Genomic DNA, 17,247 nt, shown 5'->3' with positions numbered 1-17,247 from the left:
CGCCGGCGTAGCATGACCGATCAAGCCGCTGCGATTTCAGTCCGGCAACAGCCCCATGCCCGCGGCAAGCAGCACGAGAGCCTCCATGATCATATGGGCGCAGAGCTGGGCGGCCATCCCCTGAACGTCCTGTGGCGGGCTGACTGTGTTGAAATCCATCGCGACGATATTCAAGCCTGAAAGGCTGCGCAGCAATTCGATCCCCTCGCGGGCCGACAGGCCTCCCCAGGCGGGCGTGCAGACGCCGGGAGCAACCGATGGATCGAACACATCCATGTCCCAGCACAGATAGACCGGCCGCGCGCCGACGACCTGGCTGAATTCCGCGACGGTCTGCGCGAAACCGCGCCGCATCAGCTCCTCGATCGTGACGACGCGAAATCCGAGCGACCGCGTATGTTCGAGCACACCCGGGCAATAGGTGAAGCCGCGCACGCCGATGTGCCAGGATCGGCCGGCGTTCACCACGCCTTCCTGCGCCGCGTTGGTGAACTGCGTGGCCGCATTGTACCGATCGTCCGGCGTATACGGATATGCATCGGTATGGCTGTCGATATGCAGTGCGACGAGATCCTTGTGATACCGGGCTGCGGCGCGCATCAGCGGAAGCGAGACCGAACCGTCGCCGCCGATCCCGACCGGCACCGCGCCAAGCTCGAGAATCCGGCCAGCGGCAGCCTCGATCTTGACAAAGGCGTCTTCGATGCGTCCCGGCACCAAGGCAACATCGCCGGCATCGACTGCACCCAGCAATGACAGCACATCGACGTCGGCGAGCGACGGATGATAGCGGCGAATGAGCCGCGACTCCCGCCGGACCTCCAGGGGACCTTGCCGGGCGCCGACGCGGAACGGATGCGTGCCGCAATCGAACGGCACGCCGAGCACGGCAGCGCGGCTGCCCGGCCGCGGTAACCCCGCCGGCAATCCCATGAATGTTTCCGGACCCACGAAACCCGCCACGTCGCTCATTCTCTGTTCTCTCTTGTCAGCATGTCGAAGGCGGTCAGCGCGTGCACGCGCGACACCGTCGCCAGTTCGGCGATGTCAGCGTACTCGTCCGGCGCGCCCATGTTGTGAGGTGTCGGTCCATAGACGACCGTCGGGATTCCGGACATGCGAAACCAGCGCGCATCGGAGCCGCCGACGCGCATGTTGATCGCCGGCGCCCTGCCGATGATGTCCGTCGCCGCCGTTGCGCAGCGCGTGACGATCTCGTCACCGGGGTCGGTGTGATTGGGTTCGAAGCAGCGCAACACGCGCCATGTGATGCCGGGCAGATCGAGCACCTCTCGCAACAGCGCGAGAACGGCTTCCGACGTGACGCCGACCGGCAGACGCAGGTCGATGGCCGCTCGCGCCTGGCTCGGCACCAGGTTCGGTGACGAACCGCTACTCACCGTTCCGATGTTGACCGTGACGCTCGACAGGACGTCGGCTTCGCCGGCGCCGCACAACGGTTCGGAGACAGGCCTTGCGCGGCGGATGGCGTCGGCGACATTGACCGGCATCGCAACGGCCAGGCTGCGCAGCTCACTCACTCTGTCCAGCGCTTCGCGCAAGCGATCGATCGCATTGATGCCGAGATGGACATGCGCGCCGTGCGCCGCGCTGCCCTCCGCCTCGATCTCGATCCAGAGGAATCCCTTCTCGCCGAAGCGCAGCACCATCGGCGAACCGGCGTCGCCAATGATCACGGCGTCGCCGCTGGCATGGGAGACCTGGTCGAGCAGGTATTTGGTCCCGTACGGACCCATGCTTTCCTCGTCTCCGGCGAGCGTCAGCACCACCTCTCCCGCCCATGCCTCGCGCTGCTCGGCCAGTGCGGCCATCGCGGCCATCGATGCCGCAATGCCGCCCTTCATGTCAGCCGCGCCGCGGCCGTAAAGGCGGCCGCCCACGACCTCTCCGTCGGGATTGACCGACCAGCTCATCCGCCCGCCCAACGGATAGGTGTCGAGATGGCCGTTGAACACGATGCGCCGGCCGGGGGCATGGCCCTTGATCCGCGCGACGACGTTGACGATCTCGGCTGTCCCCGGATGCAGCTCAACCGCAACGCCCGGCACATGCGCCCTGAGGAGATCGGCCGCCAGCGCCGCGACGGCGCGCGTGTCGCCGTCCGGATTTGGCGACGCCACTCCGATCAGCCGCATCGCCAGATCGACGACCTGGCTGGTCCGATCGCTCGAAACCGCGCGGCGAACTCGATCAACGTTGTGCAAGGCGCGCTTCCCATATGCGGATTGAGTGGGTGAGCGGCCAGCAGATCGCGAAATACACCACCGCGATGAAGGTGAATATTTCCAGCGGCCTGAACGTTGACGACGACAACTCCATGCCGCGCCGCGTGACCTCGCCGACCGACACCACGGACGCAAGCGAGGAATATTTGATGAGCTGGACGAAATTGGCGGCCAGCGGCGGCAGCACGCTGCGAATCGCCTGCGGGCCAACGATCCGCACAAAGCTCTGCGCGGGCGTCAGGCCGAGCACCTGTGCCGCCTCGCGGTGCCCGACCGGAACGGTCTGGATGCCCGCCCTGAAGACCTCGGAGATGAACACCGCCGAATAGAGCGAGAGACCGAGGATCGATGCGGCCAGCGCATCGATCCTCACATTGAAGACGATCGGCAGCACGTAATAGACCCATAGCAGCTGCACGAGGATTGGCGTATTGCGGACGATTTCGCCGACCGAAAGCGCGATGATGCGCGCGATGCGGAAGCGGGACATCTGCATGATCGCGATGACGAGCCCCAACAGGGTCGCCACCACGAGCGTGACAATTGAAATGAAAAGGGTCATTTCCATGCCGGAGGCAAGAAAGCCCAGATTGTTCGGGATGACGTCCCAGCGAAAGCTGTAGCTTTGCATCTGATGTCTCAGGGCGCGACGATCGGTCCGAGCTTGTTCTTCTCGGCGGCGGCCTTGAGCCGGCCGTCGAGCTTGATGGTGCGTACGAACAGGTTCACGTAGTTCAGCCAGATCTGGTCACCCTGGTTCATGACGTACGCGTAAGGCGTCACGGACAGGTTTTCCGGCGGCGCCACCGTCGTAGTCCAGTCGAACTGGGCATTCATTTTGATCGAGGCCGGATAATCGGTCATGACGACGTCGACGCGTTGCGCCATCAGCTCAGCCTGGGTCGTGGCGGGAGGTGCGACCGCGACGGTCTTGGCGTTCTTGAAGTAGGACCGCATGAAGTTCTCGACATAGCTGCCGAGCGAGACGCCGGCGTTGACGCCCGGCTTATCGATATCCGCCCAGGATGTGATCGGGCCGCCTTTGCGCACGACGGCATAGACGCCGCTCGTCAGATACGGGTCCGAGAACGCGACGGCCTGCGCACGCTTCATCGTCGCCCCGACGCCGAACATGCCGAGATCGCATTTGTTGGCCTGCAGGTCGGCGATGAAACTGCCAAAGCTGGTCTCCACATAGTCCAGCTTCACGCCCATGTCCTTGGCGAGTTCCTTGGAGAGATCGATGTCGATCCCCTCGAGCTGTCCGCTATCTGGATTGCGGAACGAAATTGAATAGTACATCGGCCAGATGCAGACCCTGAGTACCCCGCTCTTGGTGATCTCGTAGAGGCGCGACTGCGTCTGCTGGGCAGCCGCCGGCGTCATCGAGAGAAAGAGCGCGCAAACGAAGGCAAGTCGGCGCAGATTTGGCATGAGCTTCAATCTCCTGTCGTGCAGTGATCACTCGTCAAACTGATTGAGAAAGCGCTTGGCGCGCTCGGTTGTCGGCCGTTCGAAAAAGGCGGCCGGCGTGCCGTGCTCAACGATCATCCCCTCGTCCATGAACACGACATGGCTCGCCACGCGGCGGGCGAAGCCCATCTCGTGCGTCACCACGAGCATCGTCATGCCTTCGAGCGCGAGCGTGCGCATGACCTGCAGCACCTCGCGGCGAAGTTCGGGATCGAGAGCCGACGTCGGCTCGTCGAACAGGAGTATCTTCGGCTGCATGGCAAGCGCCCGGGCGATCGCGACGCGTTGTTGCTGGCCTCCGGACAGCCTGGCCGGATAGGCATCGCGCTTCGCCTCCATGCCGACCTTCTGAAGCAGCCGTTCGGCCGTGACGACCGCCTCATCCCGGCTGACCCCGCGCACGCGCATCGGGGCCTCGATGATGTTTCCCAGCACCGTCATGTGCGGCCACAGATTGAACTGCTGGAACACCATTCCGATTTCCGGCCGCACCTTGCGGGCAGCGAGCCGCACATCGGACGATGGCCGGGCCTGCGAGACCGTCGCCCCCTCCATCACGACGCGCCCGTCGGAAGGAGCCTCCAGCAGCGCCATGCATCGCAGAAGGGTCGTCTTGCCTGAGCCGCTTGGACCGATGATGCAGGTCGACTGCCCGGTGCCCAGCGCAAGATCCACGCCGTTCAGAACGGTGTGGGCGCCGAAGCGTTTGACCACCGCTTCGGCGGCCAGGACCGACGCGGCGCACGATGCGTGGCTTGTGTTCATCCCCGCAGACCCTCCAGACGACTTCATCTCGAAACATAAGCAAATATAATGCCAATGCTCGTCACGCTCAGATTGCGGTAACATTATCTGGAATTTCGCCGGCGTGATGTGCGAAAATTCCTTGTATTATTGGCGTTTCCCTCCATGCTCATACCACGAGCGACATCGAAACGATATATAGATATTGGTTATGGATCGGCGTCTTGTTGAGATTTTTCATGCTGTTATGCAGCATCGATCGGCAACCGAGGCCGCGCGTGCACTCGGGGTATCGCAGCCGGCTGTGAGTGCGGCCTTGAAACGGCTGGAGGCAGATGTCGGGTTTGCGCTGTTTCGCCGGGAGAGCCGCCATATCGTGCCTACGCCGGAGGCGCATCTGTTGCACAATGAAGCGATCCGGGCGCTCGCCGGGTTTGCCGAACTGGAGGACGCCGCTGCCGGAATCTCCGCAGGCAAGCGCGGCGTTCTGACGATCGCGAGTCCGGGACCTGGGATAGTCTGGCTTCCGGGCGTCGTCAGCCGCTTCCAGCGCGAGCGCCCGTCAACAACGATCAGGCTCCTGACCCGAAGCTCCGAGAATGTCCGGAGCCTGGTCTCGGCACGTGCATTCGACTTCGGAGTCGCCGAGCCGCCGTTCGACCGCACCAATGTCGTGTTGCGGCGCTACCGGATGTCGCTCGACTGCGTGATGCCTGCAACGCATGCACTGGCTGACCGGAAAGTCGTCACGCCCGATCTGCTCGAGCGACATGATCTGATCATCACCTCGCAGAGCCGATCGACCTATGCCGCGGTATCGCGCGCCTTCGAAGCCAGCGGTACGCCGTTTCATCCAGCGATCGAGTGTGAATTCTTTGCCGTCGCGCTCAACCTCGTCATCGATGGCGCGGGTGTCTGCCTCGTCGACGCGCTCAGCGCGTCCGAAACGCTCAGGCGAACCAGCGGAGCGAGCAAGCTCGTCGTCCGCCCCTTCGCGCCGGCGATCCACTACGAGGTCGGAGTCCTGAAGCCGACGATCGGCGAACTCAGCGTTCTCGCCGAGCAGTTCCTGAAACTGCTCGACGACCACGTTGCGCCCTATTTGATCCGATCCTGAGGGGGGCTTGCGTCGCACCGCGTGTCAAGCCGCCTTCTTGCTCTCGGCGAGATTGGCGAGCTGGCGCAGGATCTCGGTGGTGCCGGCGAGCCGCTCTTCCGGCGTATCCCACTCCTGGAAGAACACCACCTTCATGTCGGGCCGCACCTTGGCGGCCTGGCCGTGCTGGCGGATGAAGCCCACCAGTCGCTCCGGATGCGCAAAGCTGTTGTCGCGGAATGCGATCACGGCGCCCTTCGGGCCGGCGTCGACCTTCCCGACATTGGCCCTTCGGCAATAGGCCTTGATCGCCGCGACCTTGAACAGATAGCGCACCTCGTCCGGCAGCACGCCGAAGCGGTCGCGCATTTCGGCGGCGAAGGCGTCGATGTCCTCGTCGGTGTCGAGATCGGCGAGCCGGCGATACAGCGACAGCCGCACGCTGAGGTCGTTGACATAGTCCTCGGGGATCAGGACCGGCATGCCGATCGTGATCTGCGGCGACCAGCGGTCGGCGGCCGGCTCGGCGACGCCGGCCTTGAGGTTGACGATCGCCTCCTCCAGCATCGACTGGTACAGCTCGAAGCCGACTTCCTTGATGTGGCCGGATTGCTCTTCGCCGAGCAGATTGCCGGCGCCGCGGATGTCGAGGTCGTGCGAGGCGAGCTGGAAGCCGGCCCCCAGCGTCTCCAGCGACTGCAGCACCTTGAGCCGCCGCTCCGCCTGCGCCGTGATCTTCTGCTGTGCCGGCAGCGTGAACAGCGCATAGGCGCGCAGCTTGGACCGGCCGACACGGCCGCGCAGCTGGTAAAGCTGGGCGAGGCCGAACATGTCGGCGCGGTGCACGATCAGCGTATTGGCGTTCGGAATGTCGAGGCCGGACTCGACGATCGTGGTCGACAGCAGGATGTCGTACTTGCCGTCGTAGAACGCGGACATGATGTCCTCGATCACGGTCGGCGGCATCTGGCCGTGGGCGACGGCGACCTTCATCTCCGGCACGTTCTTGTCGAGGAAATCCTTGACGCCGGCGAGATCTTCGATCCGCGGCACGACGTAGAACGCCTGCCCGCCACGGTAGCGTTCGCGCAGCAGCGCCTCGCGGATCATCAGGGGATCATGCGGCGCGACGAAGGTGCGCACCGCAAGACGATCGACCGGCGGCGACGCAATGATCGAGAGCTCCCGGACGCCGGTCAGCGCCAGTTGCAGCGTGCGCGGGATCGGGGTTGCCGACAGCGTCAGCACGTGGACCTGGGCGCGCAACTGCTTCAGCCGCTCCTTGTGGCTGACGCCGAAGTGCTGCTCCTCGTCGACGATCAGGAGGCCCAGATCCTTGAACTTGATCGCCTTGCCGAGCAGCGCGTGGGTGCCGACGACGATGTCGACGCTGCCGTCGGTGAGCCCCTTCTTGACCTGGTTGAGCTCCTTGGTCAACACCAGCCGCGACGCCTGCGCCACATTGACCGGGAAACCTTTGAAGCGCTCGGTGAAAGTCCGCGAGTGCTGACGCGCCAGCAGCGTGGTCGGCACCACCACCGCGACCTGCCTGCCCTCCAGCGCCACGGCGAACGCCGCGCGCAGCGCCACCTCGGTCTTGCCGAAGCCGACGTCGCCACAAATCAGCCGGTCCATCGGACGGCCGATCTCGAGGTCCTTCAAGGTCGAGGTGATGGCCCCTAACTGATCCTCGGTCTCCTCATACGGGAAGCGCGCGCAGAACTCGTCATAGACGTGCGGCTGCAGCGGGAATTTCGGCGCCTCGTGCAGCTGCCGCTCGGCCGCGATCTTGATCAACTCGCCCGCGATCTCGCGGATCCGGTTCTTCAACTTGGCCTTGCGCGCCTGCCAGCCGCCGCCGCCGAGACGATCGAGCTCGACATTGGCGCTGTCGGAGCCGTAGCGCGACAACAGCTCGATGTTCTCGACCGGCAGGAACAGTTTAGTCTCGGCGGCATAATGCAGTTCGAGACAGTCATGCGGTGCGCCGGAGACTTCGAGCGTCTGCAGCCCGACGAAGCGGCCGATGCCGTGCTCGACATGGACCACGAGATCGCCGGTCGCAAGGCTCGTCACCTCCGAGATGAAATTGTCGAGCTTGCGGCTCGCCTTGCGCGGCCGCACCAGGCGGTCGCCGAGAATGTCCTGCTCGCTGATGACGGCGAACTCGTCGGTCTCGAAGCCGGATTCCATGCCGAGCACCGCCAGCATGGTTTCGTTGCGCGGCGTCGCCTGCACGATCCGCCAGGTGTTGACGCTGGTCGTGTTCAGGAGCTTGTGGTCGCGCAGCATCGCGCCCATGCGGTCGCGCGAGCCCTCGCTCCACAACGCGATCACCACCTTCTTGCGCTGTGACTGCAGCGCGCCGACATGGCCGACCACGGCCTCGAACACGTTGACATTGCTGTCGGCGCGTTCGGGGGCGAAGTTGCGGCCCTGCCGCGCGCCGGCGTCGAACACGTCGGGCGTGCCTTCGGGCACCGCGAACGGCGTCAGCCGCGCCAGCGGCGCATCGCCGAGCAGCTTGGTCCATTCGGCCTCGGTCAGATAGAGCTGGTCCGGCGGCAGCGGCTTATAGACCGCGCCGCTGCCCGGATGCTCCAGCGCCTCGCGCCGTGCGTCATAGTAGTCAACGATCTGCGAGAAGCGTTCGCGCGCTGCGTCCTCGCCCTGCGGCTCGATCGCAACCGTCGCCCCGTCGAGATAATCGAACAGCGTGTCCATCCGCTCCTGGAACAGCGGCAGCCAATGCTCCATGCCGGGGTGACGCCGTCCCTCGGAAACGGCTTCATAGAGCTGATCGTCGCGCCCCGGCGCGCCGAACGCGGCGACATAGCCCATGCGGAAACGCCGGATGGTTTCGGTGGTGAGCTGGAATTCCGACACCGGCACGAGATCGAGCCCGCGCATGTCGAGTAGCGTGCGCTGGGTCTCGGCATCGAAGGTGCGGATCGATTCCAGGCTGTCGCCGAAGAAGTCGAAGCGCACCGGCTGGTCGAGGCCGGCCGGAAACAGATCGAGGATGCCGCCGCGCACGGCATATTCGCCGGGCTCGCGCACCGTGGACGAGCGGGTGTAGCCATTGTGCTCGAGCCAGGCCACGACCGAATCCATCGGCACCACATTGCCGGGCGCAACCGACAGCGCTTGCGCTGCGACCTGATCGCGCGCCGGGACCCGCTGCACGGCCGCATTCACCGTGGTGAGCACAATCAGCGGCTTGTCGCTGCCGACCAGCCGCGACAACTTGGCCAAAGCGGTGAGCCGTTGCGCCAAAATGCCGGAATGCGGCGAGACGCGGTCGTAGGGCTGGCAGTCCCAGGCCGGAACCTGCATCACGGCGATATCGGGCGCAAAGAACTCCAGCGCGCGGGCGAGCTGCTGCATCCGCGTGCCGTCACGGCACACCACGGCAAGGCTGACCGCCGGCCGCTTCGGCTGCGCCGCGATCGCGCGCGCCAGGTCGGAGATGACGAGCCCTTCGGCGCCCTCGGCGACGTTGGCGATGGTCAGCACCCGGCCGGGCGCGAGCATCGCGGCCGGTGATTTCATCGGCTGTTTCATGCGCTGGGATCCGCGACCCGGAACGCCTTGATGCGGGCAAACAGCGCGGTGGCATATTCGGACGGCAGCACCTTGTCGCCGGTCAGCGCCGCATAGAGGTCGGGATCCGGGACCTCGATCAAATGCTCGAGCTCGCTGAGCTCGTGATCGGACAGCTCGCCAATGGTCGCGTCGGCGAAGCGGCCGAGGATCAGGTCCATCTCCCGGGTGCCGCGGTGCCAGCAGCGAAACAAAAGCCGCTTGCGGCGGTCATCGAGCCCGCTGCTCGATCGTGTCGATCCCGTCATGTCCCAAAATCCATCCAACGCCAAAAGCCCGGACGTGCCGGGCGGGCTTGATATAGCCATGGCGATGGCCGATGTCAGCCCTCATTCGCCGCGTTTTGGGGTTTCCCTGGGCGCATGCCGTCATTGCCGGGCTTGCGCGCCCGTCGAAGCCTTGGCGTAGACGGGACCGGCCGACATCAGCTCCAAAAAAAGACGTGGATGCCCGGCACAAGGCCGGGCATGACGGTGTGAAACGGTCTTGGATTCGTCGATGCGCCCAGCCCTGCTCAATCCGCTGTTTGCCCAGGTCACGACCCTGCAAGGGGTCGGCCCGAAGCAGGACAAGCTGCTGCGCTATCTGCTCGACCGCAGCGAGACGCCGCGGCTGGTTGACCTGCTGCTGCATCTGCCGGCGAGCGTGATCGACCGCCGCGCCCGGCCGAAGATCCGCGACGCCGCGGTCGGAACCATGGTGACGCTCGAGGTCACCGTCGACCGCCATCGCCCGCCGCCGCCGCGCAATTCGCGCGCGCCCTACCTTGTCTATGCCAGCGACGACACCGGCGACGTCGTGCTGACCTTCTTCCGTGCCCAGCCCGGCTATGTCGAGAAGCTGCTGCCGGTCGGCGAGAAGCGCTACGTCTCCGGCACGCTGGCGATGTATGACGGCATCCCGCAGATCGTGCATCCCGATCGCGTCGTCGATGAAGCGGGCTTTGCAAAACTGTCCGGCATCGATCCGGTCTATCCGCTGACCGAGGGGCTTGCGATCGGCTCGCTCCGCCGCGCCATCGCGCAGGCGCTGACCAGGCTGCCCGAGCTGCCGGAGTGGATCAGCCCCGAGGTGCTGCGCCGCTGCAACTTCCCGCCGATCAGGGAGGCGCTGACCCGCGTGCATGTGCCGGTCGAGCTGACCGATATCCTGCCCGACGGTCCGTTCTGGTCACGTCTCGCATTCGACGAGCTGCTGGCCGGCCAGCTCGCGCTCGCCCTGATCCGCGCCACGCTGCGACGCCCCAGCGGTGTGCGCAACGCCGGCGATGGTCATCTGCGCCGGAAGATCATCGATGCCCTGCCCTATGCGCTGACCAGGTCGCAGCAAGAGGCGGTCGCGGCAATCATCGCGGACCTGCAGCAGCCGGTGCGGATGCTGCGCCTCGTGCAGGGCGATGTCGGTTCCGGCAAAACCGTGGTGGCGCTGCTGGCCGCCGCCGCGGTTGCGGAAGCCGGCAGGCAGGCCGCGCTGATGGCGCCGACCGAAATCCTGGCGCGCCAGCACATCAAGACCATCGCACCGCTCGCCGAGAGCGCTGGCCTACGGGTTGCGATCCTCACCGGCCGCGAGAAAGGCAAAGAGCGCCGCGAGCTGCTGGCACAGCTCGAGGCCGGCGAGATCGATCTGTTGGTCGGCACCCACGCACTGATCCAGGACGACGTGATCTACAAGGCGCTGGCGCTTGCCGTGGTCGACGAGCAGCATCGCTTCGGCGTCCGCGAACGGCTCGCGCTGACCTCCAAGGGCGAGGCCGTCGACGTGCTGGTGCTGAGCGCCACCCCGATCCCGCGCACGCTGGTGCTCACATACTTTGGCGACATGGACGTCTCGGAGCTGCGCGAAAAGCCCGCCGGCCGCCAGCCGATCGACACCCGCGCGGTGCCGATGAGCCGGATCGAGGACGTCATGGACGGCGTCGGCCGCGCGCTCGGCGCCGGCAAGCTGGTCTACTGGATCTGCCCGCTGGTCGATGAATCCGAGGCCGAGGGCACCGAGCATCTCACCAACGCGACCGAACGTTTCGAGAGCCTGCAGAAGCGGTTCGGCGATCGCGTCGGTCTCGTGCACGGCCAGATGAAGGGCACCGAGAAGGACCGCGTGATGACGCAATTCGCCGCGCACGAGATCGGCCTCCTGGTCGCGACCACGGTGGTCGAGGTCGGCGTCGACGTGCCCGCGGCGACCATCATGGTGATCGAGAACGCCGAACGTTTCGGGCTTGCGCAGCTGCATCAATTGCGCGGGCGCATTGGCCGCGGCTCGGAGGCCTCGACCTGCCTGCTGCTCTACAAGGAGCCGCTCGGCGAGATGTCGAAGGCGCGGTTGAAAGTGATCCGCGAGACGACGGATGGATTCCGGATCGCCGAGGAGGATCTGAAGCTGCGCGGCGAAGGCGATGTGCTCGGCATCCGCCAGAGCGGCCTGCCCGGCTACCGCATCGCGCGCTCCGAAGTGCACGGCCAGCTCATCACCCAGGCCCGCGACGAGGCGCTGCGGATCATGAAGGACAACCCGAAGCTGAAGGGCGAACGCGGCGAAGCGCTGCGCGTCCTGCTCTACCTCTACGAACGCGACGAAGCCGTGCCGCTGATCGGCGCGGGGTAGCGGCCAGCCCCGTCATTGCGAGCGCTCTACCCAGCGTCATTGCGAGCGCAGCGAAGCAATCCATCGTTCCGCATATGCGGAAGCGTGGATTGCTTCGTCGCTCCGCTCCTCGCAATGACGGTATATACTTGCGGCTGGGGGACATCATGAAACAACCATGCGTCTACATCTTCGCCAACAAGCGTCACGGCACCGTTTACACGGGCGTTACCGCAAATCCGCCCAAGCGTGCGTTTGAGCATCGCGAGGGATTGGTGAAGGGCTTCTCGGCCAAATATGGCTGCAAGATTCTGGTCTGGTACGAATTGCACGAAACCATGTACAATGCGATCACTCGAGAGAAGCAGATCAAGGCCGGCAGCCGCGCGAAGAAGATTGCGCTGATCGAGGCGCTGAATCCAGATTGGAACGACCTCTACGAGACGCTGATCTAGGTGTGCTCATCGCCCCTTCCCGCCGTCATTGCGAGCGTAGCGAAGCAATCCATCGGTCCGCATATGTGGAATCATGGATTGCTTCGTCGCTTCGCTCCTCGCAATGACGGGGATAGACGGGAGCTACTCCACCTTCGCCGGCGAGGGCTGAGTTGCCGGCTGCAGCGAAGCCTGGCTCGCAATGCGCGCAGCATTGGCCATGCCGGCGAGCGCCGCGGCGCGCTTCTGATCGGCGGTGCCGCCGGGCTGCACCACGCCGGCGGACATGATCAGCGTCGCGGCATCCTCGGTGCTCATTTCGATCTCGATGATCTTGCTCTTCGGCACGTAGAAGAAGAAGCCGGTGGTCGGGTTCGGCGCGCACGGCAGGAACACCGAGATGTGCTCTTCCGCTCCGGGCAGGCTAGCGGCAAGTTCGGCGCTCGGCGCCTGCGAGATCAGCACGATCGACCACATGCCGGGCGAGGGAAACTCGACGAGGCCGACGCGGCGAAAGCTCGAGCCGTTGCCGGAGAACAGCGTTTCGAACACCTGCTTGAGGCCACGATAGATCGCGCGCACCGCAGGGATGCGGCCAAGCAGCCGTTCGCCGAGATCGACCAGGGTTCGCCCGATCAGATTGGCGGTGAGGAAGCCGAGCAGCGTCAGCGCGATGACCGCGACGATCAGGCCGGAACCCGGCAGCCCGAACGGCAGATAGGTTTCCGGCCGGTAGGCCGTGGGCACGAACGGCCGGACCAGATTGTCGACCCAGTTCACGAACCACCAGGTCAGATACAGGGTGATCGCAACCGGTCCGGCCACCACCAGGCCGGTCAGGAAATAGTTGCGAAACCGCGCCATCAGCCCGCGCGGGGCATCCGGGGGCAATTCACCGGTCGAGGCGGGAGGCACTTGGTTGGAGGTCATTGCGGTTCCAGGGTCGTCGAAGCGGCCGTAGTCCACCACCCAGCTAAGCCATTCTGTCGCATTTTTGAAGGGCCGCGTGAAGCCGCGGCTTGCGACTATTCGACCGTGACCGATTTGGCCAGATTCCGCGGCTGGTCGACATCGGTGCCCATCACGACAGCGGTATGATAGGCGAGCAGCTGCACCGGAACGGCGTAGACCATCGGCGCGAAGGTCGCCCCCATGTCCGGCATCACGATCGTCACCAGCGACTGGATGGTCGCCTCCGCCGCGCCCTTGGCGTCGGTCATCAGGATGATCTTGCCGCCGCGGGCGGCGACCTCCTGCATGTTGGAGACGGTCTTCTCGAACACCTTGTCGTAGGGCGCGATCACCACAACCGGCATGTGCTCGTCGATCAGCGCGATCGGCCCGTGCTTGAGCTCGCCGGCGGCGTAGCCCTCGGCATGGATGTAGGAGATTTCCTTCAGCTTTAGCGCGCCCTCCAGCGCCAGTGGATAGCTGGTGCCGCGGCCGAGATAGAGCACGTCGCGCGACTTCGAGATCTCGCGCGCCAGCTTCTCGATCTGCACTTCGGTGGTCAGCGCTTCCGACATCAGGCGCGGGATCTCGACCAGGCCATGCACCAGCTTGGCCTCGTCGGCATCGGACAGCTCGCCGCGCGCCTTGCCGGCGGCGACCGCGAGCGAGGCCAGCACCATCAGCTGGCAGGTGAACGCCTTGGTCGAAGCCACCCCGATCTCGGGACCGGCGAGCGTCTGCAGCACGGTCTCGCTCTCGCGCGCGATCGTCGAGGTCGGCACGTTGACGACCGAGAGCGTGTGCGCACCCTGCGCCTTGGCGTAGCGCAGCGCCGCCAGCGTGTCGGCGGTCTCGCCCGATTGCGAGATGAAGATCGCAAGATCGCCCTTGCGCAGCGGTGCCTCGCGGTAGCGGAATTCGGAGGCGACATCGAGCTCGACCGGTAGCCGCGCCAGCCGCTCCAGCCAGTATTTCGCGACGAAGCCGGCATAGCTCGCGGTGCCGCAGGCGGTGACCGAGACGCGCTGGATATCCTTGAAGTCGAACGGCAGCTTCACCGGCATGGTGACGCGCTCGGTCGCCATGTCGACATAGCGCGCCAGCGTGTGCCCGACCACTTCGGGCTGCTCGTGGATCTCCTTCGCCATGAAGTGGCGGTAGTTCGCCTTGTCGACCAGCGCCGTTGCCGTCGTGTGCTTGATCGCCTCGCGGTGGACGATGGCGTTGTCCTTGTCGAAGATCGTGGCGCCCTTGCGATTCAGCACCACCCAATCGCCGTCCTCGAGATAGCTGATCGTATCGGTGAACGGCCCGAGCGCGATCGCGTCGGACCCGAGAAACATCTCGCCTTCGCCATGGCCGACCGCGAGCGGCGGGCCGTTGCGGGCGCCGATCATCAGGTCATCCTCGCCGGCGAAGATGAAGCCGAGCGCGAACGCGCCGCGCAGCTGCGACAGCACCGCCCTCACCGCCTCGATCGGCTTGACGCCGCCCTTGAGCAAATTGTCGACCAGATGCACCACGACCTCGGTGTCGGTCTCGGTCGAGAACGCCGCACCCTTGGCCTCGAGCTCCTCGCGCAGCTCGCGGAAATTCTCGATGATGCCGTTATGCACCACGGCGACGCGTTCGGTGGCGTGCGGATGCGCGTTGTTCTCGGTCGGCCGTCCGTGCGTGGCCCAGCGGGTGTGGCCGATGCCGGTATGGCCGCCGAGCGGCTTGGCCTCAAGCCGGGCCTCGAGATTCTTCAGCTTGCCCTCGGCACGGCGCCGCGCCAGGCCGCCATTCTCCAGCGTGGCGACACCCGCGGAATCATAGCCGCGATATTCGAGCCGCTTGAGCGAATCCACCAATTGCTCCGCGACCGGAGCGCGTCCAAGAATGCCGACGATGCCGCACATGCGGTTCAATGTCCCCAAAAATCGCCGAAAATTTGCCAAAGCGGCGACACGGTCCCTTAACGGGAATCGCCGGCCGCAAGATACTCAATAATTATTGCCGATTGCGACAGTCTTAAACGGCAAGGTTGATGCGAAAGGCTGGTTAATCGGGGCTAACCATTTTGGCAAGAGCGCGTCAGCGCGGATCCGCCGGCGCGGGCCACGGTTTCGCCTCCCAGATCGTGGTCCATTCCTGACCCGCGCCGCACGCAGGCGCGCTGACCTCGATGCGAACCACGACAAAGCTTTCGCGATTGGTCACGTCTAGCCGATAGACATGCCGCAGGTGTGGGCTGGGACACAGGTCCGATCCGGTTTCGGCCTGAAACAAGCCGGCCTCCTCCCTCCATGTGATGAAACCCGGAGTGTCCGTCGTACCGAAGCCGTTCAGCGCGACGTACGGAAATTCCATCGGCTTTGGTCTGCTGACGTCGGAAAGATCGAACGCGCGATGCGATCCGGTCACGGAAAGCCGACAGAACATCAGCGCGAGACGGTGCCCGGCCACTTTCATGAAGCGAACCGGCAACTTTTCGATGTCATCACTGTATTTGCAGCCGGATTGCTCGGCCGCAAGCGCGAGCATCCTTGGCACCAAGGCCGGATCGGAAATTTCAAAGTCCGTGCGTCCATTGGCAAGGCTGCTCCATTCGCGAAGCGCCTCGCGTCGTGCATTGATGCTCGCAGTTTCGTCGCCGCGCGCGACCGACACGAGCGGCGGACCGGCCGTGAGAAGACCTCCGAGCAGCACCTTGATCAATCCAGCGATCAGCCGCGCGCTCACGGTTCCCATCCCCGGCCACGCAGCCAGACCTCGCGGCACGTAACCAGCATGCCGAGCAGTCCGTTCTTGAGGAAAAACAGATAGAGCGCGAACAGCAGCACGAAGCTGGGCCGATCGTCGCCCCAGGAAACGAACTCAGGTTGGTCGTGTGTCTTCCGGGACAGCACCGCCAACTGTCCGGTCTCGGCCCATTGGTAGAGTCGTGCGGCGCTGAAGTACGTCACCAGGCTGCAAAAGACTCCAATCAGAACGGTCGCGGCATGTTTGCGCATGCCGTGTTTTGCCTTGTCGCCTCCTAAGAGCGATGAAACCGCAGACGGCAAACGTCGTTAACCGCATCAATATGTCATTAACGCCTTTCGGCGAGGCCAGCCGACGCTGGCGGTAGTCGACGCTCCCGGGACGCCCTAATGCTCCACCCGGTAGAGCCGCCATCGCTCCGGCACGCCTTTGAGCTGGTGCGCGCCGCGGTCCTTGAAGCGGATTTCGGACTTTGACATCAGGTCCTTGACCGCGCTCGAGACCAGCACTTCGCCGGCCCGCGCTTTCGCCGCGACGCGCGCGCCGATGTGAAACGCAAGCCCGATCACCTCCGCGCCACTCACCTTGTATTCGCCCGCGTGCAGTCCGACCCTGATCTCCAGCCCCAGCGTGCGCACGGACTCGCGGATCGCGGTCGCGCAACGGATCCCGGCTGCCGGCGCGCGGAACGTCGCCAGCAACCCGTCGCCCGTCGTCACGACTTCCTTCCCCCGCAAGGCCTTCAGCTCCCTGCGCACAGCGACATAGTAGTGGTTCATCACCGTCGCCCAGCGCGTGTCGCCGAGCCGCGCGGCCTTTTCGGTGGATCGGACGATATCGACATAGAGGATCGTGGCGAGCGCCTGCTTGAGCTGCGAGTCCCGGTCGGTCGTTCGCCGCCGGTTCGCGATATTCCCAGCCAGCGGTTCGTAGCGATGGCTGCGTCGCCGCGCGATGGCGGCCTTGGTGTAGTCCTGGGCGCGCTGCACCGTGCGGCAGCGAATGGTTTTTTCCTGCGGTGGAAACGTCCAGTGGACCTTTCGCCTGTCGCCCGCGCCATCAACCTGCACGGCGCCCCATTTCAGGAAAACCGTTGAGCCGGCCCGTCGAATGCACCATGCCTTCGACGTGTATCCGGAAACGTTCGACTGATGGACTCCGATGCGAAGGAATTTTGGCATGAGCGTCCGGCCGATCGAAGGAACGTTTGGCAGCCTACCCAGGGTAAAGCGTAGCCATACATTCCCGCGTTGGCAACGTTGCAGGTTTGCGGTGTCAGTAGCTCGTGATCTGTCGCCTGTTTGTAGCTCGTGAAGTGTCGTGTTTTCGGTGCTCCGGAACAAGGGGGGCACGATGGGCACGGCATCCA

At 64.8% G+C, this 17,247-nt stretch carries 15 protein-coding genes; 3 read left to right on the top strand and 12 right to left on the bottom strand.

Annotated elements, in window-relative coordinates; all coding sequences use genetic code 11:
• Window positions 1-36: 36 nt before the first annotated feature.
• The 5 genes from ACVMIH_RS06575 to ACVMIH_RS06555 are packed head-to-tail and all read right to left on the bottom strand — an operon-like array spanning window position 37 to window position 4,484.
• Window positions 37-972, bottom strand: a complete 936-nt coding sequence (locus ACVMIH_RS06575; RefSeq protein WP_018271602.1) for an arginase family protein — start codon at window positions 970-972, stop codon at window positions 37-39.
• Window positions 969-2,225: a M20/M25/M40 family metallo-hydrolase gene (locus ACVMIH_RS06570; RefSeq protein ID WP_456861007.1), complete on the bottom strand. Its 1,257-nt coding sequence runs from the start codon at window positions 2,223-2,225 to the stop codon at window positions 969-971. Before ACVMIH_RS06570 ends, ACVMIH_RS06575 begins: the two co-directional genes overlap by 4 nt.
• The gene (locus tag ACVMIH_RS06565; RefSeq protein WP_168856357.1) at window positions 2,212-2,877 is read right to left on the bottom strand and encodes an amino acid ABC transporter permease; all 666 of its coding nucleotides are present in this window, start codon (window positions 2,875-2,877) and stop codon (window positions 2,212-2,214) included. Before ACVMIH_RS06565 ends, ACVMIH_RS06570 begins: the two co-directional genes overlap by 14 nt.
• An 8-nt stretch (window positions 2,878-2,885) precedes the next feature.
• Window positions 2,886-3,680, bottom strand: coding sequence for an ABC transporter substrate-binding protein (locus ACVMIH_RS06560; protein WP_141341311.1), 795 nt, complete (start codon window positions 3,678-3,680; stop codon window positions 2,886-2,888).
• 27 nt (window positions 3,681-3,707) lie between these two features.
• Complete coding sequence (locus ACVMIH_RS06555; RefSeq protein WP_038386315.1) at window positions 3,708-4,484, bottom strand: amino acid ABC transporter ATP-binding protein; 777 nt, start codon at window positions 4,482-4,484, stop codon at window positions 3,708-3,710.
• Window positions 4,485-4,674: 190 nt separating this feature from the next.
• On the opposite strand from ACVMIH_RS06555, the gene ACVMIH_RS06550 reads away from it, so the two are divergent.
• Window positions 4,675-5,580 carry a LysR family transcriptional regulator gene (locus tag ACVMIH_RS06550; protein WP_076828905.1) on the top strand — a complete coding sequence of 302 codons (906 nt, stop codon included), beginning with the start codon at window positions 4,675-4,677 and terminating at the stop codon, window positions 5,578-5,580.
• A gap of 24 nt (window positions 5,581-5,604) precedes the next feature.
• Here ACVMIH_RS06550 and mfd read toward each other — a convergent pair whose 3' ends face one another.
• Window positions 5,605-9,123: a transcription-repair coupling factor gene (gene mfd, locus ACVMIH_RS06545; RefSeq protein ID WP_456861005.1), complete on the bottom strand. Its 3,519-nt coding sequence runs from the start codon at window positions 9,121-9,123 to the stop codon at window positions 5,605-5,607.
• The gene (locus ACVMIH_RS06540; protein WP_076828908.1) at window positions 9,120-9,410 is read right to left on the bottom strand and encodes an FAD assembly factor SdhE; all 291 of its coding nucleotides are present in this window, start codon (window positions 9,408-9,410) and stop codon (window positions 9,120-9,122) included. The genes mfd and ACVMIH_RS06540 overlap by 4 nt, the downstream gene beginning before the upstream one ends.
• A gap of 250 nt (window positions 9,411-9,660) precedes the next feature.
• Here ACVMIH_RS06540 and recG point away from each other — a divergent pair, with 250 nt between their 5' ends.
• Window positions 9,661-11,769 carry an ATP-dependent DNA helicase RecG gene (gene recG, locus ACVMIH_RS06535; protein ID WP_057018712.1) on the top strand — a complete coding sequence of 703 codons (2,109 nt, stop codon included), beginning with the start codon at window positions 9,661-9,663 and terminating at the stop codon, window positions 11,767-11,769.
• Between the two features lie 146 nt (window positions 11,770-11,915).
• On the top strand, window positions 11,916-12,203 hold the full coding sequence (locus ACVMIH_RS06530) for a GIY-YIG nuclease family protein (protein WP_253590275.1): 288 nt from the start codon (window positions 11,916-11,918) through the stop codon (window positions 12,201-12,203).
• Between the two features lie 123 nt (window positions 12,204-12,326).
• On the opposite strand, the gene ACVMIH_RS06525 is transcribed toward ACVMIH_RS06530, so the two are convergent.
• The 5 genes from ACVMIH_RS06525 to ACVMIH_RS06505 form a co-directional block, all read right to left on the bottom strand.
• The gene (locus ACVMIH_RS06525) at window positions 12,327-13,112 is read right to left on the bottom strand and encodes a DUF502 domain-containing protein (protein WP_253590276.1); all 786 of its coding nucleotides are present in this window, start codon (window positions 13,110-13,112) and stop codon (window positions 12,327-12,329) included.
• A 95-nt stretch (window positions 13,113-13,207) separates the two neighbouring features.
• The gene (gene glmS / locus ACVMIH_RS06520; RefSeq protein ID WP_057018713.1) at window positions 13,208-15,034 is read right to left on the bottom strand and encodes a glutamine--fructose-6-phosphate transaminase (isomerizing); all 1,827 of its coding nucleotides are present in this window, start codon (window positions 15,032-15,034) and stop codon (window positions 13,208-13,210) included.
• A gap of 175 nt (window positions 15,035-15,209) precedes the next feature.
• Window positions 15,210-15,857 (bottom strand): hypothetical protein, encoded by a 648-nt coding sequence (locus ACVMIH_RS06515; RefSeq protein WP_456861003.1) that lies wholly within the window; start codon window positions 15,855-15,857, stop codon window positions 15,210-15,212.
• Entirely contained in the window at window positions 15,854-16,129 is a 276-nt protein-coding gene (locus ACVMIH_RS06510; RefSeq protein ID WP_057018715.1) for a hypothetical protein, read from the bottom strand. Before ACVMIH_RS06510 ends, ACVMIH_RS06515 begins: the two co-directional genes overlap by 4 nt.
• Window positions 16,130-16,264: 135 nt before the next feature.
• Window positions 16,265-17,059 (bottom strand): adenylate/guanylate cyclase domain-containing protein, encoded by a 795-nt coding sequence (locus ACVMIH_RS06505; protein ID WP_057018716.1) that lies wholly within the window; start codon window positions 17,057-17,059, stop codon window positions 16,265-16,267.
• Between the last annotated feature and the right edge of the window lie 188 nt (window positions 17,060-17,247).

This window comes from Bradyrhizobium sp. USDA 4503, assembly GCF_054055815.1.
Note: the sequence above shows the minus strand (reverse complement) of the source record. Positions and strands in the feature narration are given on the sequence as shown.